The organism is Rhizobium sp. SYY.PMSO (genome assembly GCF_046840415.1).
GTDB lineage: Bacteria > Pseudomonadota > Alphaproteobacteria > Rhizobiales > Rhizobiaceae > Rhizobium.
The window spans coordinates 1272269-1298282 of the sequence record NZ_CP177349.1 but is presented as its reverse complement, the minus strand read 5'-3'; the positions used below and the strand labels follow the sequence as shown (position 1 = coordinate 1298282).

Annotated in this window: 19 protein-coding genes and 2 pseudogenes; 7 read left to right on the top strand and 14 right to left on the bottom strand. The window is 60.0% G+C overall.

Going from position 1 to position 26014, the window contains the following annotated elements:
- The first annotated feature begins 110 nt into the window (after window positions 1–110).
- Complete coding sequence (hspQ, locus tag ACJJVH_RS06295; protein ID WP_112802119.1) at window positions 111–440, top strand: heat shock protein HspQ; 330 nt, start codon at window positions 111–113, stop codon at window positions 438–440.
- 207 nt (window positions 441–647) lie between these two features.
- On the opposite strand, the gene ACJJVH_RS06290 is transcribed toward hspQ, so the two are convergent.
- Window positions 648–1307, bottom strand: coding sequence for an invasion associated locus B family protein (locus tag ACJJVH_RS06290; protein WP_112804308.1), 660 nt, complete (start codon window positions 1305–1307; stop codon window positions 648–650).
- A gap of 264 nt (window positions 1308–1571) precedes the next feature.
- Between ACJJVH_RS06290 and ACJJVH_RS06285 the strand changes: the two genes are divergently transcribed.
- The 5 genes and pseudogenes from ACJJVH_RS06285 (at window position 1572) to ACJJVH_RS06265 (ending at window position 6567) form a co-directional block, all read left to right on the top strand.
- Complete coding sequence (locus ACJJVH_RS06285) at window positions 1572–3383, top strand: extracellular solute-binding protein (protein ID WP_412064921.1); 1812 nt, start codon at window positions 1572–1574, stop codon at window positions 3381–3383.
- A 92-nt stretch (window positions 3384–3475) separates the two neighbouring features.
- Complete coding sequence (locus tag ACJJVH_RS06280) at window positions 3476–4147, top strand: DsbA family oxidoreductase (RefSeq protein WP_412064920.1); 672 nt, start codon at window positions 3476–3478, stop codon at window positions 4145–4147.
- A gap of 198 nt (window positions 4148–4345) precedes the next feature.
- Window positions 4346–4513 carry a GNAT family N-acetyltransferase gene (locus tag ACJJVH_RS06275; protein WP_412064919.1) on the top strand — a complete coding sequence of 56 codons (168 nt, stop codon included), beginning with the start codon at window positions 4346–4348 and terminating at the stop codon, window positions 4511–4513.
- A 238-nt stretch (window positions 4514–4751) separates the two neighbouring features.
- On the top strand, window positions 4752–5666 hold the full coding sequence (gene ubiA / locus ACJJVH_RS06270) for a 4-hydroxybenzoate octaprenyltransferase (protein ID WP_113436147.1): 915 nt from the start codon (window positions 4752–4754) through the stop codon (window positions 5664–5666).
- Between the two features lie 103 nt (window positions 5667–5769).
- Window positions 5770–6567, top strand: a pseudogene (locus ACJJVH_RS06265) (class I SAM-dependent methyltransferase).
- 13 nt (window positions 6568–6580) lie between these two features.
- Here the strand turns inward: ACJJVH_RS06265 and mfd are convergent.
- Both mfd and ACJJVH_RS06255 read right to left on the bottom strand, forming a co-directional pair.
- Window positions 6581–10081, bottom strand: a complete 3501-nt coding sequence (mfd, locus tag ACJJVH_RS06260; protein ID WP_412064918.1) for a transcription-repair coupling factor — start codon at window positions 10079–10081, stop codon at window positions 6581–6583.
- Window positions 10078–10392, bottom strand: coding sequence for a succinate dehydrogenase assembly factor 2 (locus ACJJVH_RS06255; protein WP_412064917.1), 315 nt, complete (start codon window positions 10390–10392; stop codon window positions 10078–10080). Before ACJJVH_RS06255 ends, mfd begins: the two co-directional genes overlap by 4 nt.
- Window positions 10393–10565: 173 nt before the next feature.
- On the opposite strand from ACJJVH_RS06255, the gene recG reads away from it, so the two are divergent.
- Window positions 10566–12671, top strand: coding sequence for an ATP-dependent DNA helicase RecG (gene recG, locus ACJJVH_RS06250; protein WP_412064916.1), 2106 nt, complete (start codon window positions 10566–10568; stop codon window positions 12669–12671).
- Window positions 12672–12713: 42 nt separating this feature from the next.
- Here recG and ACJJVH_RS06245 read toward each other — a convergent pair whose 3' ends face one another.
- The 11 genes and pseudogenes from ACJJVH_RS06245 to ACJJVH_RS06195 form a co-directional block, all read right to left on the bottom strand.
- Window positions 12714–14210, bottom strand: a complete 1497-nt coding sequence (locus ACJJVH_RS06245) for an esterase-like activity of phytase family protein (protein ID WP_412064915.1) — start codon at window positions 14208–14210, stop codon at window positions 12714–12716.
- Window positions 14211–14638: 428 nt separating this feature from the next.
- The gene (locus ACJJVH_RS06240) at window positions 14639–15340 is read right to left on the bottom strand and encodes a DUF502 domain-containing protein (protein WP_412064914.1); all 702 of its coding nucleotides are present in this window, start codon (window positions 15338–15340) and stop codon (window positions 14639–14641) included.
- Window positions 15341–15517: 177 nt separating this feature from the next.
- On the bottom strand, window positions 15518–17344 hold the full coding sequence (gene glmS, locus ACJJVH_RS06235) for a glutamine--fructose-6-phosphate transaminase (isomerizing) (RefSeq protein ID WP_113424165.1): 1827 nt from the start codon (window positions 17342–17344) through the stop codon (window positions 15518–15520).
- Window positions 17345–17459: 115 nt separating this feature from the next.
- On the bottom strand, window positions 17460–18821 hold the full coding sequence (glmU, locus tag ACJJVH_RS06230) for a bifunctional UDP-N-acetylglucosamine diphosphorylase/glucosamine-1-phosphate N-acetyltransferase GlmU (RefSeq protein ID WP_412064913.1): 1362 nt from the start codon (window positions 18819–18821) through the stop codon (window positions 17460–17462).
- Window positions 18822–18921: 100 nt separating this feature from the next.
- A complete protein-coding gene (locus tag ACJJVH_RS06225; RefSeq protein ID WP_412064912.1) occupies window positions 18922–19668 on the bottom strand; it encodes a FadR/GntR family transcriptional regulator in 747 nt (248 codons plus the stop codon).
- Window positions 19669–19684: 16 nt separating this feature from the next.
- Window positions 19685–19996, bottom strand: a pseudogene (locus ACJJVH_RS06220) (ABC transporter permease subunit); the annotation flags it as partial.
- Window positions 19997–20178: 182 nt separating this feature from the next.
- The gene (locus tag ACJJVH_RS06215; protein ID WP_412064911.1) at window positions 20179–20976 is read right to left on the bottom strand and encodes a tetratricopeptide repeat protein; all 798 of its coding nucleotides are present in this window, start codon (window positions 20974–20976) and stop codon (window positions 20179–20181) included.
- Window positions 20977–21310: 334 nt separating this feature from the next.
- Window positions 21311–22387 (bottom strand): BMP family ABC transporter substrate-binding protein, encoded by a 1077-nt coding sequence (locus ACJJVH_RS06210; RefSeq protein WP_112796171.1) that lies wholly within the window; start codon window positions 22385–22387, stop codon window positions 21311–21313.
- Between the two features lie 48 nt (window positions 22388–22435).
- Window positions 22436–23356: an ABC transporter permease gene (locus ACJJVH_RS06205; RefSeq protein ID WP_112796172.1), complete on the bottom strand. Its 921-nt coding sequence runs from the start codon at window positions 23354–23356 to the stop codon at window positions 22436–22438.
- Entirely contained in the window at window positions 23353–24438 is a 1086-nt protein-coding gene (locus tag ACJJVH_RS06200) for an ABC transporter permease (protein ID WP_112796174.1), read from the bottom strand. Before ACJJVH_RS06200 ends, ACJJVH_RS06205 begins: the two co-directional genes overlap by 4 nt.
- Complete coding sequence (locus ACJJVH_RS06195) at window positions 24428–26002, bottom strand: ABC transporter ATP-binding protein (RefSeq protein ID WP_112796176.1); 1575 nt, start codon at window positions 26000–26002, stop codon at window positions 24428–24430. The genes ACJJVH_RS06200 and ACJJVH_RS06195 overlap by 11 nt, the downstream gene beginning before the upstream one ends.
- Between the last annotated feature and the right edge of the window lie 12 nt (window positions 26003–26014).

Here is a 26014-nt window from a genome sequence, read left to right as displayed (position 1 = left end):
TCGCGGCCGGAAGCCGGCGCAACTGTGACAGTTCGATGAAGGAATGGGGGCAAAATCCTTGATATCAGTGGTGAAAGTCACCACATGATTACTTGAAAGGAAGTCGTGCCATGAAACAACGCAACGCAAAATTCAATATTGGCGACGTGGTTCGACACCGGATGTTCCCCTTCCGCGGTGTCGTCTTCGATGTCGATCCGGAATTCGCAAACACAGAGGAATGGTGGAATTCCATTCCGGCAGAAGTGCGGCCTGACAAGGACCAGCCCTTCTATCACCTCCTCGCCGAAAACGACGAGACGGAGTATGTCGCATACGTATCGGAGCAGAACCTCGTAAATGACGAGAGCGGCGTTCCGTTGCGCAATCCGCAGATCGCCCAGATCTTCGATCGCGCGCCAACCGGCCAGCTCAGGCCCAAGATGAGCTTTGCCCACTAAGCGCCGGTCATAGATAGGTTTTATTTCAAAGGGAAGGCGCTCCCAACGCCTTCCCTTTTTGTTTGAGCCTTGATGTTTGAGCAATTCCAGGAGGAGTGCGCGGCGGTTTTTCCGCCCGGAACGACATCAACCAGAAGGTCGCACCGTCCCAAAAGAAAAAGCCCGGATCGCTCCGGGCTTTTTCGCTAAGAATATGCTTCCGAACGCTTACTGCTGCTTGGCAGCCTTCTGCGCGTCTTCGAGCTTCTTGCGTGCTTCCTCGGCCTTCTTCTGCATGCTGTCCTGCAGGCTCTTCTGGCTTTCGGCGAGCTTGGAGTCGGAGATGGCCGGGCCGTCATAGGCAGCGCCAAAGCCGGTGAGCGAGATCTTGATCGGGTTCGGCGCACGGCGGAAATTGATCGAGGTGAAGGTCACGTCGGTGCCCTTCTTCAGCGAAGCAACCATGGCATCGGTCACCGGCACTTCAGCGGTGCACTTGTCCGGAAGGCAGACGGCGTAATCGAGCTTCTGGCCCTTGCCGCCATCGACCTGCATGGTGATGCCGGGCGGGATCAAGCGGGCCGTCGGAACGGAAATCTGCAGGATCTTGCGGTTCACCTTGCCATCGACGGAGATGAGGCCGACAGCCGTCACCAGCTGGCCGTTGTTTGCCATGATCAGGTTCTGCACGATGCAGATATCGGCATCGTCCTGCTTGGTGCAGGTCTTGTACCAGCCCAGACGCGGCTGGTTGGGATCGCTGCCGCCATCGGCAGGAGCTGCGTTGGACGCATCCTGGGCAAAGGCAGCCGCCGGCATGGCCGCACCGATCATGAGAGCCAGAGCAGAAAGACCTGCCCGCATTTTGTTGTCAGTCTTGAACATCATAGCGAAACCGCCTCCTGAAATCCGCTGCAGGACGACAGCGTGCCGTCCCATGCAATTCGGGTCAAACCGTCGTCCACCTGTCGAATGAATAAGGCAAATACATGACCCGGGAAACCCGGCACCCCTGTTACATCGCACTGGCGCGGATATCCAGCTTTTCTTTGGCGTTTTCTGTCGAGACCTAAGAATTCCGCAGTCGCGTGTTGAATTCGGCACGCTCATGATAATGTTCGGCCGAATCGTACCCTTACCGGAAAGGATGCCATGCAAGCGCTCCGGATCGCTGTCTTCCTGTTCTTCGCAGCCTTGTGCAACGCTGCAGCGGCGCAACCGCTCTATGGCATTGCCATGCACGGAGATCCGGCCCTGCCGGCGGACTTCAAGCATTTCCCCTATGTCAATCCGGACGTCAAAAAGGGCGGCCGCATCAGCTATGGTGTCGTCGGCACCTTCGACAACCTCAATCCCTTCATTCTGAAGAGCATGCGCACGACGGCGCGCGGCATGTGGGATCCGGAATTCGGCAACCTCGTCTACGAGCCGCTGATGCAGCGCTCGCGCGACGAGCCTTTTACGCTTTACGGTTTGCTGGCGCAGACGGTCGAATGGGACGACAGCAGGAGCTATATCCAGTTCAATCTCAACCCCGACGCCAAATGGTCCGACGGGCAGCCTGTGACGCCGGACGATGTGATCTTCACCTTCCAGATCCTGCGCGACAAGGGGCGAATCCCCTTTTCTTCCTGGCTCGACACGATCGCCAGCATGGAGAAGGTGGGTGAGCATGGCGTGCTGATCCGCTTCAACGAAAAGGCCAATCGCGAAACGCCGCTGATCATTGCCTCCTCACTGCCGATTCTGCCGAAACACGCGACCGATCCAGACAATTTCGACCGCACCACGCTCAGCATTCCGATCGGCTCCGGCCCATATCGGGTGAAAAGCGTCGATCCGGGCCAGCGAATCGTTTTCGAGCGCAATCCTGATTACTGGGGAAAGGACATTCCGGCGAAGGTCGGCGTCGACAATTACGATCAGGTGGTGGTGAACTATTTCCTGCAGGACACCACCGTATTCGAATCCTTCAAGAAGGGCGATCTTGACATTTATCAGGATGGCAGCCCTGCCCATTGGCAACAGGCGTATAACTTCCCCGCCGTCGGTTCCGGAGCGGTGGTGAAGGAGACGTTCACGCCGAAGCTGCCGAGCGGCATGCTGGGCTTCGTCTTCAACACGCGCCGGCCCATATTTGCCGACAGGAACGTGCGCAAGGGCCTGACGCTGGCCTTCGATTTCGAATGGTTCAACCGCAACCTTGCCTCCAGCGCCTATACGCGCACCGAAAGCTACTGGCAGAATTCCGATCTCTCGTCCTTCGGCGTGCCCGCCGACGCCAACGAATTAGCCATGCTCGGCCCGATCAAGGACCGTATCGACGCCGACGTTCTTGACGGCACCTACAAGCTGCCGGTCAGCGACGGTTCTGGCCGCGACCGCAAGATCCTGCGCAAGGCGGTGAATTTCCTCAAGCAGGGCGGCTATACGATCAAGGGCGAGCGCATGGTCGACAGCGCCGGACATCAGCTCAGCTTCGAGATCATGACGCAGAACGCCGACCAGGAGCGCATCGCCATCGCCTACCGCCGCTCGCTGGCGCTGCTCGGCGTTGCCGTCACCATTCGCACTGTCGACGATTCGCAGTATCAGCTGCGCACGACGAATTACGACTACGACATGATCGTCAAATCCTATCCATCGTCCTTGTCGCCGGGCATCGAACAGGTGGGGCGATGGAGCTCCGCCGCCGCAAAGACGCCGGGTAGCCTGAATTTTGCCGGAGTAGCGGATTCCGACATCGACACGCTGATGGATCATTTCCTGACGGCGCATTCCGCCGAGGACTTCCGTGATGCGGTGCGCTCCTTCGATCGCATCCTGATCTCGGGCTATTATGTCGTGCCGCTCTATCACATCGCGCAGCAATGGGTGGCTCGGCGAAGCCATATCGCCCACCCAGACATATTGCCGCTCTACGGCTATCAGCTGCCCGTCTGGTGGGACGCATCGGTGCAGTGAGGTCGGCCGGTTCCCTTTTGGTAACTGGTTGAAGCCGTCGCCACTTAGGCATAGATGGTGGAGATCAGCCTGAACACCGAAAGGACGGAACCATGGAACGCATCACGATCGACATCGTCTCGGACGTCGTCTGCCCATGGTGCTATCTCGGCAAGGCCCGCCTGGAGCTGGCTATTGCCGAGGTGCAGGACGAAGTGGGTGTCGACCTCAACTGGCGACCCTACCGGCTCAATCCCGACTATCCGCCAGAGGGCGTCGACCAGAAGAAGGCGCTCGAGCAGAAGCTTGGCGGCGCAGAACGCGTCGCTGAAGGCCACAAGATGCTGACCGAGCTCGGCCGTGAAGTGGGCATCAAGTTCGATTTCGACGCCATCAAGATCGGCCCGAACACGCTCGACGCACACCGTCTGATCCACTGGGCCGTCACCGAAAGCCGCGAAAAGCAGCATAAGGTGGTCGATGCCCTGTTCAAAGCCAATTTCGAAGAAGGCCGAAACGTCGGCGACCATGCGGTTCTGCTCGATATCGCCGAAAAAGCAGGGCTCGACAAATCGGTGATCGCAACGCTGCTTGCCTCCGACGCCGACCGCAATCTTATCGTCGCCGAAATCGACGCCGCGCAGAAGATCGGCGTCAATGGCGTGCCCTTCTTCATCTTCGACCAGCAATACGCCGTCAGCGGCGCCCAGACGCCGGACGTGCTTGCCGGCGCGCTGCGCGACATCGCCAGGATGAAAGCGGAGGCTCGCGCCGGAATGAACTGAACACGGAACGAGAATGATCGAGGCACCGCGACTCCGGCAACCGCGGCTCTCGGATGCTTCTGCGTTGTTAGAGTTCTCCGGCAATCCGGAAGCAATGCAGTTCACCCATGTGGACGCCTCGTTAAAGGAATGCCTCGGCGCATTGCCGTCCACGAGCGGCAGCGCCGGCGCTGTGGTTATGCGCCCTGAACGGCGGTTTTGAAAGACAATGGACGGCTTATCGGCTGGGGCGGCCTCTACAACGATCCGTTCGATCCCGGCTGGGGTGTGGAATTGGGGTACTATTTCCATCCGGATGTTTGGGGCCATGGATATGGCCGCGAACTTGTGTCAGCCGCACTTAAGGAAGAGCCGATGAAGTCCTGAAGCTCCCGAAGATACGAGCTTTCGTGCGCCCTGAAAATAAACCTTTACGGAAGTTGCTCGAGAATGCCGGCTTCTCGGTTATTCGCTTCGTCCTCGAGATCAATCGACTGCTTTTTGAACGGCAAGTAAAGTGATCCAGTTCTACGTGGGATCGCTTTCGGTTGCTGCGCCAATTTCGTTTGCAGCCTACGCAAAAGACTCTACTTTGTAGCCTCCATTCAGCTGCCGGATTCCGATGATGAACGCTTCCGCCCGCCCCGATCTAAGCGACATAAAACCGGGAGACTGGGTGGATCGCCTGCTGCCTCCGGCATTGCGGCCCTACACGCGGCTTGCACGTCTGGATCGTCCGGTCGGCATATGGCTCACGCTTTTTCCTTGCTGGGCCGCGCTTATCCAAGCCTCGCACGGTTTCCCATACATCCGGCAGCTGATCATCTTCTCCCTTGGCGCATTGCTGATGCGAAGCGCGGGCTCGACCATCAACGATATTGCGGACCGAAAATTTGACGGCCATGTCGAGCGTACACGCTTTCGGCCATTGGCGAGCGGACAGATCGGTGTGCCGCAGGCAGTGCTCTTTCTGGCGGCGGAGCTCGCACTGGCCGCTTCGCTCCTGTTTTTCCTGACGCCTTTTACGCGCTTCGTCGCAATCTGCGTTTTGCCGCTCGTCTTTATCTACCCCCTCTGCAAACGCTTCACACATTGGCCTCAGGCCGTACTCGGCGCGGCATTCAACTGGGGTATGCTGATGGCCTGGTCGGAAATTGCGGGCGAGATTCCTGGCGGCGCGCTTCTGATGTGGCTAGGAGCAGTCACCTGGCAGATCGGATACGATACCGTCTATGCCTATGTCGACGTTCGCGACGACACGCAACTGGGCTTGAAATCGACTGCGATCCTGTTCGGCGAGCACGGCAAGACCTGTATCGGCCTGTTTTACGCCGTCAGCGTTGCGGCATGGTCGCTTGGAGGATGGATGGTTGGCATGTCGCTGCCCTATGCCGCCGGAATGCTTGTTGTCGCCGTGCATCTCGGCTGGCAGACTTGGCGTCTCGATCTTTCGCGCCCTGACATCAGCTACCGCCTGTTTCTGGCGAACATCCTCACAGGCATATTGCTGGCCGCGGCCGCCTTTGCTGGAACTCTATAGCCGCATCAACCATAAAGAGAGTTGGCGCGACGACACATCCATTATAGGCTGCGCCGAGTGCAAGACGCGGGATTTTCGGCACCAGATCGGGAGGCAACCGGATATGTCGTCGATAACGTCTGTCAACGAAAAGCAATATGCGGACAGCAAAAGGCTTGCGGCGCGGGGCCGCCTCAACAGCGAATATACGATTGCCGAAATCGGCTGGTTTCCGTGGGTTGCGCAGCAGCTTCCGCTGAGATCCGGAGACCGTATTCTCGACATCGGCTGCGGGCCTGCCTAGTTTTGGGCGGCAACGGCGGCATTGCTGCCGAAAAATCTCGACCTGACCCTTGCTGATCTTTCTCCGGGCATGGTTCAGGAAGCCTTCGAGCGATGCGAAGCCTTGCCTTTTGGCGGCATCACGGGCCAACAGGTAGACGCAGCAACCCTGCCCTTTGCGGACAGTTCCTTTGACGGCGTCATTGCGATGCATATGTTCTATCATCTGCCCGACCCGTTCAAAGCCATCGCAGAAATGCATCGCGTGCTCAAACCGGGCGGCTTTCTTGCCGTGACGACCAACGGCGCCGGCAACATTCGCAAACTGTACGAACTGACCACCATCTTCGGCAGCCCTCCCTACGATCCCGCCGGTGCGGCCTTCGGCTACGATACAGCTGAGCGGCTGATGCAGAGCCAATTCGGAAATGTCAGGATGACCGAGCATCCGGCCCGCCTTCGTGTGACGGAACCGAAAGACGTGTACCTCGCTCTCACCTCCTATCCTCCCGGCGACGAAGCTGACGAGGCGCAGCTAACGGCATTTCGCAAGGCGATTGCCGAGGCAGTCGAGGCTGGCGGCGGCGTGCTTGAAACCGAGAAGGAAACCGGGCTGTTCGTCAGCCGTAGGGAAGGCTGACTGAGCCGTTCCGCTACTTCGCCAGCTCTGCCAGCTGCGTCATCACAACAGCCGCGCCCTGCAGCCGCTTTTCCGGCGTCGGCAGATCGCGGGTCAGGAACACGCTGTGGTCGGGGCGGATCTTTGCCATCGTGCCCTGCTTGGCGATGTAACCAACGAGGTTGGCCGGGTTCGGGAATTCCTTGTTGCGGAACTGCACGACGACGCCCTTCGGGCCGGCATCCAGCTTTTCGACATTGGCGACGCGGCAGAGCGACTTGATATAGACGATCTTGAGGAGGTGTTGCACTTCCGTCGGCAAAGGGCCGAAGCGGTCAATCATTTCGGCACCGAAACCGTCGATCTCCTTCAGTTCGGTAATCTCACCGAGGCGGCGATAGAGCGCCATGCGCAGATGCAGGTCGGGCACATAATCATCCGGGATCATGACCGGCGTGCCGACGGAAATCTGCGGCGACCAGCCGGTATCCTGAATCTCGTCGACACCCTTGACCTCGGCAACGGCCTCCTCGAGCATCTGCTGGTAAAGCTCGAAGCCGACTTCCTTGATGTGGCCGGACTGTTCCTCGCCGAGCAGATTGCCGGCACCGCGGATATCGAGGTCATGGCTGGCGAGCTGGAAGCCGGCACCGAGCGTATCCAGCGACTGCAGCACCTTGAGCCGGCGCTCAGCCGTCGTCGTCAGCACCTTGTTGACCGGCAGGGTGAAAAGCGCAAAGGCACGAACCTTGGAGCGCCCGACGCGGCCACGCAGCTGATAGAGCTGCGCAAGGCCGAACATGTCAGCTCGATGGACGATCAGCGTGTTGGCTGTCGGCACGTCGAGGCCGGATTCGACGATGGTGGTGGACAGCAGCACGTCGTAACGGCCTTCGTAGAAGGCGTTCATGATGTCCTCCAGCTCGCCGGCCGGCATCTGGCCATGCGCGACGGCCACCTTCAGCTCCGGCACATCCGACTGCAGGAAGGCGTGGATATCGGCGAGGTCGGCAAGACGCGGACAGACATAGAAGCTCTGGCCACCGCGATAGTGCTCGCGCATCAGCGTTTCGCGGATCACGAGCGAATCGAAAGGCGAAATGAAGGTGCGCACCGCCATGCGATCGACCGGCGGCGTGGTGATGAGCGACAGCTCGCGCACGCCCGTCATCGCCAGTTGCAGCGTACGCGGGATCGGTGTCGCAGACAGCGTCAGCACATGCACGTCGCTCTTCAGCTCCTTCAGGCGCTCCTTGTGCTTGACGCCGAAATGCTGTTCCTCGTCGATGACGAGCAGGCCGAGATTGGCGAACTTGATGCCGGCGCCGAGCAGAGCATGCGTGCCGACGACGATATCGGTCTTGCCTTCGGCGACTTCCTTCTTGGTGAGCGCGAGTTCCTTGGAGCCGACGAGGCGGGACGCCTGTTGTACGCGGATCGGCAGACCGCGGAAGCGCTCGGAGAAGGTTTTGAAATGCTGGCGGGCGAGCAAGGTCGTCGGCACGACGACGGCGACCTGCACGCCGTTCATGGCGGCGACGAAGGCGGCGCGGAGCGCCACTTCCGTCTTGCCGAAGCCGACATCGCCGCAGACGAGGCGGTCCATCGGCCGGCCGGCACCGAGATCCTCGCGCACCGCCTCGATGGCGTTCATCTGGTCGTCGGTCTCGTCATAGGGAAAGCGCGCGGCAAACTCGTCGTAGAGGCCATCCGGCGTGCTGAGCACGGGCGCATGGCGCGTCAGGCGTTCTGCCGCAACGCGGATCAAGGCGCCCGCCATATCGAGCAGGCGCTTCTTGAGCTTGGCCTTGCGCATCTGCCAGGCGCCGCCGCCGAGCTTGTCGAGCTGCGCCTCGGTGCCTTCGCCACCATAGCGCGACAGGAGATCGATGTTTTCGACGGGCAGGAACAGCTTGGCGTCGTCGGCATAACGCAGCTCAAGGCAGGCATGCGGCGCGCCAGCAGCCTCGATGGTCCTCAGCCCGACGAAGCGGCCGATACCATGCTCGGCGTGAACGACGATCGAGCCTTCGTCGAGCCCCGCCACTTCCGAGATGAAGTCGGCGGCGCGCTTGCGGCGCTTGGAGCGGCGCACCATGCGGTCGCCGAGAATGTCCTGCTCACCGACAACGACGAGGTCGCCCGCCTCGAAACCGGCCTCCAGGCTGAGCACCGCGGCTGCCGCCTCGCCTTTCGCCAGACCGCCGAGATCCTTGAAGGCCTCGATCGTCTTGACGCGGGCCAGCCCATGCTCGGAGAGCACTTGCAGGAGACGATCGAGCGAACCTTCGGTCCAGGCCGAGATCAGCACCTTGCCGCCCGCGGCCCGCTTGTCGGCGATATGCTTGACGACGGCGTCGAAGACATTGACGCGCTCGCTGTCGGCGCTATCGGTCGCCGAACGCGCCCAGCGCGGCCCCTGCCGAGCATCAAGCTCGATGACGCGGCGCGCCTCGCCCTCATGCTCGTTGAAGGGCGAGATGCGGATGGCGCCGAAGGCATCGAGCGCATTGCCGAAGGCCTTGCCATCCAGATAGAGCTGGCCCGGCGTCACCGGCTTGTATGGCGTGCCCTGCGCCATCTGTCCCTTGGCGGGCTGGCCGGAATGCAGGCGGGCATCGTAATAGTCGAAGACGAGCTTGGAACGTTCCTCGGCCGCCTCGCGCACCGTATGATCCGTCACCAGCCGGAAGCCTTTGAGATAATCGAACACCGTCTCCAGCTTCTCGTAGAAGAGCGGTAGCCAGTGTTCCATGCCGGCGTAGCGGCGCCCTTCGGACACGGCGACATAAAGCGCGTCATCGCGCGTGGCGGCGCCGAAGGCGGAAAGATAGTTCTTGCGGAAGCGGCTGATCGTATCCGGCGTCAGCGTCACTTCGCTCATCGGATTGAGATCGAGCGAGCGCACCTGCCCCGTCGTGCGCTGGCTGGCCGGATCGAAGCTGCGGATGCTTTCCAGCGTATCGCCGAAGAAATCCAGACGCACCGGCTCTTCGCTGCCCGGCACGAAGACATCGAGAATGCCGCCGCGAACCGCATATTCGCCGACCTCGCGCACGGTCGCCACGCGCTCGAAGCCGTTTCGTTCGAGGCGAGCTGCGATGTCGTCCATCCGGACCTGATTGCCCGGCCGGGCCGAAAACGCCAGGCTTTCGATGATATCCTGCGGCGCGACCTTCTGCAGCATGGCATTGACCGTTACCAGCACGATGGCCGCATGCGGCTTGCGATGGTGGGCGATCAGGCCCGACAATGCCGCCAGACGGCGGGCCGACGTGTCGGAACTCGGCGAAACGCGGTCGTAGGGAAGGCAATCCCAGGCGGGCAGGGTAAGCACCGGTATTTCGGGCGCGATGAAGCCGAGCATCTGTTCGACATCGGCCATGTGCTGGCCGTCGGACATGACATAGGCGATCGGCTGGCCGGCCTTTGCCATCTCGGCAATCAGGAAGGGCTCCAGGCCGGCCGGGACATGACCGATCGTCATCGGCTCGCTTGCGGCGAGCAGCTTCTTCGCGTCGAAACCGGGGATCATTTCGTTAGTCCGAATCTTTCGGCGATTTCTTCGAAATCGGGCTTGTAAGATGCCAGACGCTCAAACAGCGGCGTCTGCAGATGCTGCGGCGTTGGCTGGCTGCCGAGGATCCACCTGAGAAGATCATTGTCTTCCTCGGCCATGATGCTCTCCAGCTCATCGAGCTCGGCCTCGGCAAGGCCCGGCAGTTCGTTGTCGGCAAACTGGCCGAAAACCAGATCCATCTCGCGGATGCCCCGATGCCAACAGCGGAAAAGGATGCGCCGACGGCGAGGATCGAGATCGGCACTGCTGAGGGTGAGCCCAGTCATCAAAAACACCTTTATGTTGATGCGTCTCTATAAAACCAGCATTGAAAGGTGGGAACCGGTTTTTCAGAAAAAAGCGCCGGAAGCGCAATTTTCGGGGGAGTGTTGACCTCAAAGACGTCGTGCCCGGCACTGCCCCTTGCCAAACGCGCCCTGCCCGTCGCATTTTGCCCGCCATGCGTCCCGCCATCCTCGATCCGTTGTTCGCCTCCATATCTTCGCTGCCCGGCGTCGGGCCGAAGGTATCCGAGCTGCTGGTAAAACTGCTCGACCGCGAGACGATCGACGACTGCCGTGTCATCGACCTTATTTTCCATGCGCCGCATTCGATCATCGATCGGCGCGAGCAGCCGGGTATCGCCCGAGCGCCGCAAGGCGCCATCGTCACCATTACCGGCCGCGTCGATCGCCATCAGCCACCACCGAACCCGCGCAGCAATGTGCCCTATCGCGTCTACCTGCATGACGAAACCGGCGAGCTGGCGCTGGTCTTCTTTCGTGGCAAGGCGCAATGGCTCGAAAAGCAGCTGCCGATCGACGAGACCGTCACGGTCAGCGGCAAGGTCGACTGGTTCAATGGCCGGCCGTCCATGGTGCATCCTGACTATATCATGCGCGAGAGCGAAGCTGAAAACCTGCCGCTCGTTGAACCTGTCTACCCCCTGACCGCCGGCCTCACGCCGAAATTCCTGCGCAAGACCATCGAAGGTGCGCTCCCGCGGATTCCGCAACTTCCTGAGTGGGACGATATCGCTCTGACGCAGAAGCAGGGTTTTCCCTCGATCTCCGACAGCTTCCACATGCTGCATGCGCCGAGAGATGCTTCCGATATCGATCCGCAGGCACCGGCCCGCCGCCGGCTCGCCTATGACGAGTTCCTTGCCGGGCAATTGTCGCTCTCGCTCGTGCGCCAGAGGCTGCGTAAAGTTGCCGGACAACCCGTTCATGCCACTGGAGAAATCAGTAACAAGATATTGGAATCCCTTCCCTTCTCGATGACGAACAGCCAACGCGATGCAGTTGCGGATATTCTCAAGGACATGGCCGGCACGGAGCGCATGCTGAGGCTGCTGCAAGGCGATGTCGGCGCAGGCAAGACGCTGGTGGCGCTGATGGCAATCGCCGCCGTGATCGAAAGCGGCGGCCAGGCCGTGCTGATGGCTCCGACCGAAATTCTTGCCCGGCAACACTATGCGACAATTTCCAAATTCGCAGCCAGCGCAAACCTTTCCGTCGAAATTCTGACAGGTCGCACGAAGGGCCGCGAGCGCGATGCGATCCTGGAGCGCATCGCCTCCGGCGAGGCGCAGATCATCATCGGCACACACGCTCTCTTTCAGGATAGCGTCGCCTATGCCAATCTGATGCTCGCCGTTGTCGACGAACAGCATCGCTTCGGCGTTCACCAGCGCCTGCGCCTGACGGCGAAGGGCATCTCGCCGCATATGCTCGTCATGACCGCAACGCCCATCCCGCGAACACTGGTTCTCGCCGCTTTCGGCGACATGGATGTTTCGAAGCTCACCGAGAAGCCGGCGGGGCGCAAGCCGATCCAGACGATCACCATTCCGAACGAACGAACCGGCGATATCGTCGCTCGGCTGAAAAGCGCACTATCTGAAGGTAAAAAAGCCTATTGGATATGCCCTCTTGTAGAAGAATCCGAAGAATCCGATTTAATGTCGGTCGAAGAGCGCCATGCCACCTTGAGCAAGGCGCTCGGCCCGGGAATCGGCCTCATCCATGGCCGAATGAGCGGGCCGGAAAAAGATGCCGTGATGATGGCCTTCAAGAACGGCGAGATCCGCCTGCTGGTCGCCACGACCGTTGTCGAGGTGGGCGTCGACGTACCTGACGCGACCATCATGGTCATAGAACACGCGGAGCGTTTCGGTCTGGCGCAGCTGCATCAGTTGCGCGGCCGTGTCGGCCGTGGCGACGAAGCCTCAACCTGCATCCTGCTCTACAAAGGGCCGCTCGGTGAAACCGGTCACGCTCGCCTGTCGATCATGCGCGAAACCGAAGACGGCTTCCGCATCGCCGAAGAGGATTTGAAGCTGCGCGGCGAAGGCGAGCTTCTCGGCACGCGCCAGTCCGGCACGCCCGGCTTCCGCATCGCCAGCCTCGAGGCACATGCCGACCTTCTGGAAATCGCCCGCAAGGATGCCGCCTATCTCATCGAGCGCGATCCGGAGCTGACCGGCGAACGCGGCATGGCAGTGCGCACCCTGCTCTATCTTTTCCGTCGCGACGAGGCGATCCGGTTCCTGCGGGCTGGATGAGTGGATGGACGCGATTGCCGCGTCCATCCCTATTTCTTGAACTTACTTGCCAGCGAGGCCAGGGATCGTGACCTGAAACACCTGGAACATGGTATCGACATCGGCGCCGCCATCGCCTTTATAGGCAGTGCCGACCTGATAGCCGTCCTGGGTCAGGAAGTCGTTGTCATTGGCAATGAACAGGAAGTAGTCATCCGGCAGCTTCGGGTCCTGGACGCTGGCAAGCGACATGGCCTCCCACTTCTCCGAGAGATTGTCGCGGTCGTTCGGCGCACCATTGTGGAGGCCGAAGCGTGCGAGATCGGCGCTGTCGTTGATGTCGATGAACTGGCTGACCGTTGCGGGTTTTACCGAGGGATCGAGAACACCCTTGGGAGCGACCGCCGTATCGGCATCGAACTTGCTGCCTGCGATATCGGTTGCGGCGGACACATCGACAGCGACGACGCTGCGATAGAGCGATTTGTCGCCCTTCTGGCCGTAACCGTTGTTGCTGTCGCGGGCCAGCATGAGGAATGTCCGCGCGGAAAGCGCGTAGATTTCGCTCTGGGCGGCAACCGCAGTCTTGCCCTTCTCATTCGTGAAGACCGGCAGCGGCACGACATATTCATGCACCAGCTTCAGATTTGCGGGATCGGCGGCATCATAGATCAGCGCGCGGGTGTTCTGGCGTGTGGAGCTGGAGTCGCCGCCATCCTGGCGGGTTGCCGATTGCAGCACGGCGATCAGGAACTTGCCATCCGGCGTCAGCGACATGCCCTCCAGCCCCTGATTGTTCTGGCGGCCGCTGGTGGGGTCCTTCGGATCCGGAGCGGTTTCGCCGGGACCGGGATTATTGGAGGCGAAGTTGACGGCACCATGGCGCATCGGCAGCAGGGCTGCCGGCGGCGGCGTTGCCGACATCATGCGGCCATCGGCGGCGAAGCGATAGATATAGGGTCCATACTCGTCGCTGATAAACATCGTACCGTCGGGAAGTCGCGCAATCGCTTCGGTATCAAGCGAGATCTTGCCGTTCGGGGCCTGGGGCAAAAGCGGCATGCTGCCTTCCGCCTTTCGGGTGCCGTCGGCCGGGTCGAGGCCGGTGGTGTCGGCGCCCCTGTCGTCCTTCAACAACAGGGTATCGGCAAGCTTGGCATCGACGCCCGACTGCTCCTTGCCGGCCTCAGGCGTCGCACCGGGCGCGACCGGGCTCAAGGTGACGTCGATCGTATTCAGGCGCGGGCGGTAATCCGTGGTGCCGACAGCATTGTAGCCACGGTCGGGCAGCAGCCATAGCGAACCCTTATAAGTGCCGTCGGCGTTGCGAACCCAGCTCTTCGTATCGATCGACATGCCGGAACCGGAGCCGAAGGTTTCGCCGAACTTGTCGCGCAGATTGGAGGGAATGCGCCCCACGGCGACGCGGCCCTTATTGACGAGCGTCACGCCCTCGACCGTTACGGAATTATCCGCAAGCGCCATTATCGGCGCGGTAAAGACAAATGTGGCGAGCGCGGCCGAAAGCAGCGGCAGGCTCCTGAAACGCATATTTTTCAAGGCAATATCCTCCTGATGAAAACCTGTGCGAAGACAACGGCGTCCATCTCCGGCGGATTGAAAGCCCCGCGACAAAAGCCCTGCCCGGCGCTGGCGCTCCGCACATGCCGCTGGCGAGATGATCCCGATTGTCTGTTTCGAAGGACGGTCTAAGGCGTCAATATGATACGCACATGACAGCTGGCGCACGACGCGAGGATGGCCGGCCAACGGCTGGAGCTGTTCCAGAACCTTTCCGCTTTTCCTCGAATTGCGAAAACGCTCCATCCCCTTGTTTTGACGCAATTCCGGACGGAAAACCGCTATGCATTTTTCCTGGAATTATCCTAGAGCGGTTCCTCGTTTCACGGAATCGATGAACCGCTCTATCCCTTTGTTTTTTCGCGATTCCGGACGGAAAACCGCTGCGCACTTTTCCTGGAATTGCTCTAGGAGAGCGACTTCATGGGAACCGGCGGACGCAGGCTTTTCGTCGCGACCAGTTCCTCCTTGTAATCGGGGGATACGAGACCGCCTGATATCAGCAGCTTGGCGCCATCCTCCGGGCTCATGTCGAGGACCGTGATCTTTTCGCGGGGAACGAACACCAGAAAGCCCGCTGTGGGTACGGGCGTGGGAGGCAGGAAGACGGCCACCATGTCCTGCCCCATGGCATTGAACTTCGACGCGATCTCGCCCTTGGCATCCGTCGATATGAACACCATGGACCAGAGGCCAGCGCTTGGATATTCGATGAGGCCCACCTTCTTGAACGAGGTGCCCTGCTCTTTCAGCACGGTTTCGAAGATCTGCTTGACGCTCTTGTAGATGGTTCGTACCAACGGCACGCGATTGACGATCGACTCGCCGAAGCGGACGATGCTCTGGCCAATGAGATTCTTGGCAAGAAAGCCGACGATCGTGATGAAGATCATCGCGATCACCAGACCCGTGCCTGGAACGGCAAAATTCAGATAGCTCTCGGGATCGTAGCGTGCGGGAATATAGGGGCGCACCCAGCTATCGGCCCAATGGACGACAGACCAGGTTAGCCAGAGCGTGATGGCTATCGGAGCGCAGATAATCAGGCCGGCCAGGAAATTATTTCTGATCCGCGTGGTTACGGATATTTTGATGAGTTTATCAGTCATTCGCCGCTCGAAAACTCCGTTCCGTCGCTACCGCTACCCGGCAAATCCTCCCCACCATCTCCACTCAAGAAACGTGCCAGAAATCGGCGCGGCATACAACCCGTCCGCTGCCGCGCAGGGCCGATCAAGCGCCCGGCTCACGACGACGTGACGACGAAGGCGAGACAGCGGGATACTTTATTCCACCGTCACCGATTTGGCGAGGTTGCGCGGCTGGTCGACGTCGGTGCCCATGAAGACAGCGGTGTGATAAGCAAGCAATTGAATCGGCAGCGAAAAGATGATCGGCGCGATGATCTCGTCGACAGCGGGCAAGGTAATCGTCGCCATGGTCGGCAATGTCGAGGCGGCTGCGCCCAATTCATCCGTGATGAAGATGATGCGGCCGCCACGCGCGGCTACTTCCTGCATGTTGGAAACGGTCTTGTCGAAGAAGCGGTCGTGCGGGGCGATAACGATGACGGGCATGTTTTCGTCGATGAGCGCGATAGGCCCATGCTTCAACTCACCGGCCGCATAGCCCTCGGCATGGATATAGGAGATTTCCTTCAGCTTCAGCGCGCCTTCCATGGCCAGCGGGAAGCTGGTGCCTCGGCCGAGATAGAGCACGTCCTTGAACTTCGAAATCTCCCGCGACAGGTTTTCCATCTGCGGCTGGATGATGTTCAGGACATTCGCCATGATGCGCGGCATCTCGACGAGATGGCGCACCATCTCCTCTTCCTCCTCGGCGCTGACGGTGCCGCGGGCTATGCCCGCTCCAATCGCCAGAGACGCGAGAACGGCGAGCTGGCAGGTGAAAGCCTTGGTGGAGGCAACGCCGATTTCGGGGCCGGCCAGGATCGGAAATACCGCATCGGATTCGCGCGCGATGGTCGATTCCCTGACATTGACCACGGCGCCGATCTTCAGGCCATTGTCCTTGCAGTAACGCAGCGAAGCCAGCGTATCGGCCGTCTCGCCGGACTGCGAGATGAACAACGCCGCCTGCGAAGGAGACAAAGGCATCTCGCGGTAGCGGAATTCCGAGGCGACGTCGATTTCGACGGGAAGACGCGCATAACGCTCGAACCAGTACTTTCCGACCAGACCGGCAAGATAGGCCGTGCCGCAGGCCGAGATCGCGAGGCCGGAAACGCTGCCGAAGTCAATTGACGAAACATCCGTGCGGACGCGACGGCTGCCGAAATCGACATAGTGGCTGAGCGCATGGGAGATGACCTCCGGCTGCTCGTAGATTTCCTTTTCCATGAAGTGGCGATGATTGCCCTTGTCGACCACATAGGCAGTCGCCTGGGAAATCTGGCGGGGCCTGCTCACTTCATTGCCGTTGAAATCGAGAATGGTCACGCCGCCATGCGTGACGATGGCGCAATCGCCATCGACGAGATAGGTGATCTCGTTGGTGAACGGCGCAAGCGCAATGGCATCCGAGCCGAGAAACATCTCGCCCTTGCCGTATCCGACAGCGAGCGGCGGGCCGGAACGCGCCGCCATCAGCGTATCGGGGTCGCTCTGGAACATCACCGCCAAGGCATAGGCACCGGTGACGCGGTTGAGCATCTTCAGCATGGCCGCGCGCGGGTCCAGCCCTTCGCGGATATAGTTGGCAAGCAGGTGTGCCACGACTTCCGTGTCCGTCTGCGATGCGAACACTTTGCCTTCGGCCTTCAGCTCCTCGCGCAGCTCGGAGAAGTTTTCAATGATGCCGTTATGAACGACGGCAACACCCTCGACGAAATGCGGATGGGCATTGGTCTCATTCGGAATGCCGTGCGTTGCCCAGCGCGTGTGGGCGATGCCTGTCGTACCTGGCAGCGGGTCTGATTCCAGCCGCTTCTCCAGGTTGAAGAGTTTGCCTTCCGCGCGGCGGCGATCCATCACGCCGTCATGGATCGTCGCAACCCCGGCCGAATCATAGCCGCGATATTCGAGGCGCCGCAGCGCATCCACCAGGCGATCCGCTACGGGCTTCGTTCCGACAATCCCGACAATACCGCACATACAACTCTCCGTCTGGCCTCAGATATGAGGGCAAGTCCTAATCATTCCTGCAATTTTCTCAATTGCCGCAACGGTCACTTTCGATTTCCGACCGTTACGTCATTCGCCCATGGGTTTAGTGGCCGCCCTTCTTTTCCGCCTTGATGGCAAGGGCCCTTTCACGGATGATCTTGGCACGCTCCGGCTTCACCTCCTGGCGCGCACGGCCGAAGGCAAGCGCATCGGCAGGAACATCGTCTGTGATGACGCTGCCGGAAGCGATGTAGGCGCCCTCGCCGATGCGAACCGGTGCGACGAGCGAAGAGTTGGATCCGACGAAGGCGTTGGCGCCGATATGGGTCTGGTGCTTGTTGACCCCATCATAGTTGCAGGTGATCGTGCCAGCGCCGATATTGCTGCCGGCGCCCACCGTCGCATCGCCGATATAAGTCAGGTGATTGACCTTGGCGCCCTCGCCGATCTTGCCGTTCTTGACCTCGCAGAAATTGCCGACCTTGGCGTCGCTGGCGAGATCCGCGCCCGGCCGCAGCCGAGCGAACGGGCCAACCGTCGCACCGGCGCCGACATGGGCGCCCTCTATATGGGAGAAGGCATGGATGACCGCGCCGCCCTCGATTACCGCACCGGGACCGAACACGACATTCGGTTCGATGAGCGCGTCTTGGCCGATTACCGTGTCATAGGCCAGAAACACGGTCTCCGGCGCAATCATGGTAACGCCGGACAACATCAGCTCATGCCGGCGGCGCTCCTGCCAGAGACGCTCGATGAAGGCGAGTTCGGCCCGGTTGTTGCAGCCTGTCATCTCGACTTCCGGAGCATCGACGGCCACCGCACGGCCGCCCAGCGAGCGGGTAATCTCGACAAGATCGGTGAGATAGTATTCGCCCTTGGCATTGTTGTTGCCGATGCGATCGAGAAGATCCAGCGCCTTGCGGCCGTTGATCGCCATCAGGCCGCTGTTGCACCAGGTTATCGCCAGCTCGGCATCGGTCGCGTCCTTCGCTTCGCGGATGGCGATCAGTTCGCCGTCCTTGACCAGCAATCGGCCATAGGCATTGGGATTGTCGGTATGAAAGCCAATGACGACGACGTCGTTGCCTTCGGCCAATCCCTGGCGGGCTGCGCGAAGCGGCGCGTCGGTGAGCAGCGGCACGTCTCCATAGGCAACCAGAATGTCGTCATATCCCCTGGCGATCGCCTCGCGCGCTGCCAGTACGGCATGACCGGTGCCGAGGCGTTCCTTCTGCAGATAGGATTCGACGGCGATGCCGCCGATGCTTGCCGCCACACTGACCTCATCCGCGTTGCGCCCGACGACGAGAGCCGCCGCCGAAATATCGGTCTTGGCGATCGCCTCCATCACATGCGCGATCATCGGACGGCCGGCGATCGGATGCAGGACTTTCGACATAGACGACTTCATCCGAGTGCTGTCGCCGGCGGCGAGGATGATGGCGAGGCAGGTACGTTCCATTTCAAGCTCCGAAAATACGGTCAGGCACCGCCCGTAACCGGCGGAATCCCCTCATAGCAACAAGTCGATCGATGAACTACGACGAAATTCGAAAGAGGTATCAAGCCTCGGCAAGAGCCTCGAAAGCCCGCAGGACATATCGCCGTCCATCGTTGATGACGAACTCCATCGCCTTGTGCGCCGCCGCGCTGTCGCCCGCGGCGATGGCATCGACGATGGCCATATGCGTATCGGCTATATTGCCGAACCCGTTGCTCGCAGGAGGCGCGCTCATGCGGAACATGCCGACAAGCGCCGCCTCGATAAGCCCGCCGAGCGACCGCATGAACGGATTGCCCGAAGCCTCGGTGATCGCCAGATGGAAATGCAGGTCGGCAACCGCAAGGCTGTCCGGCGTGTGATGCGCAGCCGCCATGGACGCGGCAAGACGGCGAAGCAGGTCGATGTCCTCCGGGCTCGCCCGCTGCGCCACCAGACCCGCCGCGAACGGCTCGAACGCCATGCGTATGTCGTAAAGGTGGAGAAGAAACTCCTTGTTGATGCCGCTCTCGAAGTGCCAGTTGAGCACCTCATTGTCGAACATGTTCCAATGGATCCTCTCGGTGACGCGTGTCCCCACCCGCGCCCGCGGCACCACCAGCCCTTTTGCCGCCAGCGTCTTCATGCTTTCGCGCAGCACCGTGCGCGATACCTTGAAACGCTCCAGAAGCTCGCCGTCGCCCGGAAGGATGCTGCCGATCGGAAAGACGCCGGAAACGATCGCCTTGCCGAGGTCGTCGACCACCTGAGCATGGCTCGTGCGCGACTTTCCACCGGGTTCTCTCGTATCAAGCCATCGGCTGCGCAAACACTCCGTCCTTCCCTCAGGCGTATCGTCGATTGAAACGGGACAGCAGCAGAAGGCCCTTCTGCATCAGAATAAAGGCAAACAGCAGCAAGCCGATCAATATCTTCGTCCACCAGCTGGAAAGCGTTCCATCGAAGGTGATGTAGGTCTGAATCAAGCCCTGTATGAGAATTCCGATGAGTGTCCCTCCGACGAACCCCGCTCCTCCCGTCAGCAACGTTCCGCCGATCACCACGGCAGCGATCGCGTCAAGCTCGACACCAACCGTGGCCAGCGAATATCCGGCCGATGTATAGAGCGAAAAAACGATTCCGGATAGACCGGCGACATCCGCCAAGGGCTATCTCGCTGGCCCACGGGTCAAAAAATCATATAGTAATATTTTTAATTCATCATTTAGCCTTTCAGGGTGCACGCGTCCTGAAGGAAATATTGAAGATGCTTGTGCGCTTGGATAATCTTTCTATTGCTGCGGAGATGAGATACCAATTACAGAGATATGCTGAAGAGCTAACCCTTAAGGATATGTAGGCGATCGAGAATATATTGTAGACGTTCTTGCGCCTCAAAATTTCCTTTTTCGGCAGCCTTTCGATACCAGAATATTGCCAAGTCAATATCCTTTTCGAGCCCAAAACCGCCAACAGCATATGCATCCCCAAGACTCTTTTCTGCGTCTGGGTTGCCTTGCTCCGCAGCTTTTCGATACCAAAATATCGCCAGGCTGGTATCCTTTTTGACCCCAAAGCCACCGGCATACGCATTCGCAAGATTCGCTTCCGCCGCTGGAGCGCCCTGCGCTGCCGCTTTCCGAAACCAATCCACTGCGCAAGTATAGTCTTTCGGTCTGTTCAGTCCGAGAAAGCATATTGTGCCAAGACCATTTTGCCCCCCCGAGTACCCCTGATCCGTTGACTTTTGAAAAAGAATTGCAGCCTTCGAATAGTCCTTTATTCCATCCTCCGTCAGGTAGATGAAGCCTAAATTGGCTTGAGCAACGGAGTTACCAGCATCGGATGCTTTTTCAAGCCAAGCAATAGCTAGGTTTATATCCCGAGGAACGCCAAGCCCCCATTGATACCGAGTACTCAAATTCACTTCTGCGTGGACATTTCCTTGTTCCGCCGCCTTACGATACCACTCAGTGGCTTGCACATCATCTTTGGCAACCCCCCGACCAACATCATACATTGCCCCTAGTGCATTTTGCGCATCAGACAAGCCTTGCTCAGCCGCCTTACGATACCAACTTTGGGCCGTATCAAAGTTTTGCACCACACCATGCCCGGTTTCATAGAGAAGCCCCAAACCAAACTCGGCTTGAGCATCTCCATTTTCAGCCAGGTTGCCAATATTTCAGCGCGCGCTCGTAGTCTCCGGCGTTGTATCTATCCTGACCTTCGTCGGCGTGCGCAGTTGCTGCAAATAAAGCCAGAGCCATTGATATTGCGGTTACATATCTGACACACATAGCGATACCCAGCTTCATATGTGAGTTAGAGATTGCCGTAACAGCGTACTCGTTCTTTCACGCGTTTTCACCTTTTAATTGATTTGCCCCACGGGGCAGACCAACTTGGTGACGTATAGAAAAAAGGGGCGCCGCAGGCGCCCCTTGTCTACCTCAGTCTATTTGGATGCCTTACTTCGAAGCGGGCAGCTTGTCGTCCACGCCTTCGATGTAGAAGTTCATGCCGAGCAGCGTGCCGTCGTCGGCTTTTTCGCCAGCCTTCAGCCAGGGCGTGCCGTCCTGCTTGTTGATCGGGCCGGTGAACGGCGCGATTTCGCCGGACTTGATCTTGGCTTCGGTTTCCTCAGCCATCTTCTTCACGTCGTCGGGCATGTTGGTGTAGGGCGCCATCTTCAGGATGCCGTCCTTCAGGCCGTCCCAGCTCTGCTCGGACTTCCAGGTGCCGTCGAGCAGCGCATGCACGCGCTTGGAATAATAGTTGCCCCAGGTGTCGACGATAGCGGTCAGCTGTGCCTTCGGGCCAGCCTTGATCATGTCGGAAGCCTGACCGAATGCATGGATTCCGCGCTCTTCTGCGACCTGCATCGGCGCGGTGGTGTCGGTGTGCTGGGTCAAAACATCGACGCCCTGATCGACCATGGCCTTGGCGGCGTCGGCTTCCTTGCCTGGGTCGAACCAGGTGTTGACCCAGACGACCTTGAGCTTGAAGCTCGGGTCGATCGAACGGGCGCCCTGTTCGAACGAGTTGATGCCCATGACAACTTCCGGAATCGGGAAGGATGCAATGTAGGCGGCACCATGGTTCTTCGACGTCTTGGCGGCGATCTGGCCGAGGATGTAGCGGCCTTCATAGAAGCGCGAATTGTAGGTCGCGAGATTCGGGCCGCTCTTGAAGCCGGTCGCATGCTCGAACTTCACCTTCGGGAACTTGGCGGCAACCTTGACGGTCGCGTCCATGAAGCCGAACGAGGTGGAGAAGATCAGCGAGCAGCCGGAGCGGGCGAGACGCTCGATGGCGCGCTCGGCATCCGGGCCTTCCGGCACGTTTTCGAGATAAGGCGTCTCGATCTTGTTGCCGAATTCCTTCTGGATCTGCTGGCGGCCGAGATCGTGGGCCTGCGAATAGCCGCCATCCGTGTGCGAGCCGACGTAAACGAAGCAGACCTTGGTCGGCGCCGCTTCGGCCGCAGCGGCGAAACCAACGATGGAAGCGGCTGTCGTGGCGAGTGCGAGTGCTAGTTTTTTCATGGTTACCCCTGTTGGTTTGACACTATGAAATCCGTCCGGTTCTTGTTCTTAACGCTCCGGAACGAAGGCCTTGCCGAGCGACGCTGGCGTGTTGATCAAGGTCGCGCGGCGATTTTGAGAGATGATGACGAGAACCACAATAGTCGATGCATAAGGCAGCATCGACAGGAACTGCGAGGGAATGCCGATGCCGAATCCCTGCGCGTGAAACTGCAGGATCGTCACGGCGCCGAAGAGATAGCCGCCGGCCATGACGCGCATCGGCCGCCAGGATGCGAAGACCACCAATGCCAGCGTCACCCAGCCGCGGCCGGCCGACATGTTCTCGACCCATTGCGGCGTGTACACAAGCGACAATTGCGCACCGGCAAGTCCGGCGCAGGCACCGCCGAACATGACGGCGAGATAGCGCGTGCGTATGACGTCGATGCCCAGCGCATGCGCCGAGCCGTGGCTGTCGCCGACGGCGCGCAGCTTAAGGCCCGCACGGCTGCGGAAGAGGAACCAGTTGACCCCGATGAGCAGCGCAATCGAGAGATAGAACGTCAGGTCCTGCTTGAACAGCACCGATCCGATCAGCGGAATATCCGACAGAAACGGGAAGACGATCTCGTGCAGCTGCACGCCCGGCACGCTGACATAGCCCTCGCCGATCATGCCGGAAAGACCGAGGCCAAGAATGGTCAGCGCCAGGCCGGTCGCGACCTGGTTCGTGACCAGGGTCAGGGTAAGAAAGCCGAACAGCAGCGAAAACAACGCGCCCGCAATGATGCCCGTCACCAAGCCGACATAAGGCGATCCACTTATCTGCGCCCCGACGAAAGCCGCCACGGCGCCGATGATCATCATCCCTTCGACGCCGAGATTGAGCACGCCGGAGCGCTCCACCACCAGTTCGCCGAGACCGGCGATGACGAGCGGGGTCGACGCGGTGATGATGGTGAGGAGGACTGCTTCAAAGACGCTCATGCCGCACCTCCCCGAACCCGCGACCAGACCAGACGGATCTTGTAGTAGATCAGCGTGTCGCAGGAGAGCACGAAAAACAACAGCAGACCCTGGAAAACGCTCGCCGCCTTGGCGGAAATGCCCGGCGACAATTGCGCCGCCTCGCCGCCGAGATAGGTCAGGGCGAGCACAAAACCCGAAAGGATGGCGCCGAGCGGATTGAGGCGCGCAAGAAATGCGACGATGATGGCAGTAAAGCCGTAACCCGGCGAAATCGCCGGTTGCAGATGGCCGATGGAGCCGGAAACTTCGGATATGCCGGCAAGGCCCGAAAGCGCGCCGGAGAAGAGGAAGGCGAACCAGACCATTTTGCGCGAGGAAAAACCGGCAAAGCGCCCTGCCCGCGCCGACTGGCCGAGCACCGTTATCTCAAAGCCCTTCAGCGTATATTTCATCAGGAACCAGGCGAGGATCGCCGCGATCACGGCAAAGACGATTCCCCAATGCGCCCGCCCGGAATCCTCCCATATCGCCGGCAGCACAGCCTCCGGCGGAAAATCGATGCTCTGCGGGAAGTTATGGCCCTGCGGATCGCGCCAAGGCCCGCGCGAGAGCCAATCCAGGAAAAGCTGCGCGATATAGACCAGCATCAGGCTCGTCAAAATCTCATTGGTATTGAAGTGCGCCTTCAAGAGCGCCGGAATGGCTGCATAAAGCGCGCCACCGATGGCGCCGGCAATCAGCATCAACGGCAGAACCATCGGCGAATGCCAGTCCGTGAAGATGATCGGGATGAACGAGCCGGCGACCGCCCCCATGGTGAACTGGCCTTCCGCGCCGATATTCCAGTTGTTGGAGCGGTAACAGAGGCAAAGGCCGACGGCGATCAGAATCAGCGGCCCTGCCTTGATCGCCAGTTCGTGCAGCGACCAGACTTCCAAGAGGGGCTCTACGAAAAAGGCATCGAGCGCCTCGACAGGGTCCTTGCCCATGACGGCGAACATGATCGTGCCGGCGATCAGCGCCAATACGAGAGCGAGCAGCGGCGACAGGAAGCCGAACAATTTCGAGACCTGCGGGCGCTTTTCGAGTTCAATGCGCATGGGCAGGCTCCGAATGCGTCGTGGATTCATGCAGGCCGCCCATCAGCAGGCCGATCTTTTCGCGGGTCAGTTCGCCGGCGGGATAGGATGCCGACAGACGCCCTTCGGAGATGACGGCGATATCCGTCGCGACTTCGAAAATCTCATCGAGATCCTGACTGATGACGAGCACGGCCGAACCGTCGCGAGCGAGATCGACCAGGGCCTGACGGATACGGCTTGCGGCGCCCGCATCCACGCCCCAGGTCGGCTGATTGACGACGAGCACGCTCGGCTGCCGATCCAGTTCGCGGCCGACGATGAATTTCTGCAGATTGCCGCCGGAAAGAGCGCCGGCAGCCGGGTCCTCGCCACTCTTGCGCACATCCATCGCAGCGCAGATCCGCTTCGTCGCCTGCTTGACCGCACCGTGTCTGATGACGTTGAGAAATCCGCCGCCGAGGAATGCCTTGCGATCCGACTGATTACGGGCGAGCACGAGATTGTCCGACAGCTTCAATGCCGATACGGCCGCATGACCATGACGCTCCTCCGGTACGAAACCGGCTCCCAGCAGCCGGCGCGCATTGATGCCTTTGGTCCCCACCGGCTTGCCGCGCAACTGGATCAGATCGTCGGATGCGACGGTGTATTCGCCTGAGATGACATCGAACAATTCACCCTGGCCATTTCCGGCAACACCGGCAATCGCCAGGATTTCACCGGCGCGCACGCGCAGGGAGACACCCTTCAACGACATGGCGAAGGGAGTTCGGGCCGGTGCCGAAAGGCCGGCAACCTCCAGGAGAATATCCCCCGTCTTGCCGAGACCTTCGTGCTGGACGCTGGCGACATCGCTGCCGACCATCATGCGGGCAAGCGATCCGGTCGTTTCCTGCCTGGGATCGCAGGCGCCCGTAACCTTGCCATGACGCAACACAGTGGCGCGCGAACAGATGCGCTGCACTTCCTCCAGCCGATGGCTGATATAAAGCACCGAGCGCCCCTCGTCTCTGAGCTGGAAAAGCGTCTCGAACAGGCGATCGGCCTCCTGCGGCGTCAATACCGAGGTCGGCTCGTCGAGAATGATGAGCCTGGGATTCTGCAGGAGCGCGCGGACGATTTCGATGCGCTGCCTCTCGCCGACGGAAAGGTCCGCCACATGGGCATTCGGATCGAGTGGCAGTCCATAGGCGTGCGAGAGCTTTGCGGCTTCCTCGGAAATTTTTGCGAGCGGAATATTGCTGTCGAGCGAAAGCGCGATATTTTCCGCGACAGTCAGCGCTTCGAACAGGGAAAAATGCTGGAATACCATGCCGATGCCGAGCTTGCGCGCCGTGCCCGGCGCATCGATCGACACAGGCTGCCCCTGCCAGACGATCTGCCCGTGCGACGGTTCGAGCACGCCGAACAGCATTTTGACGAGCGTGGATTTGCCTGCGCCGTTCTCACCGAGGAGAGCGTGAATTTCGCCTGGCTGAATTTCAAGATCGATTTCGTTACAGGCTGCAAAACTACCGAATAGTTTCGTCAGTTTGCGAACCGACAATAGTGCACCGGTTGCCGGCACATCGGATGACGACACGTTCCCCTCATT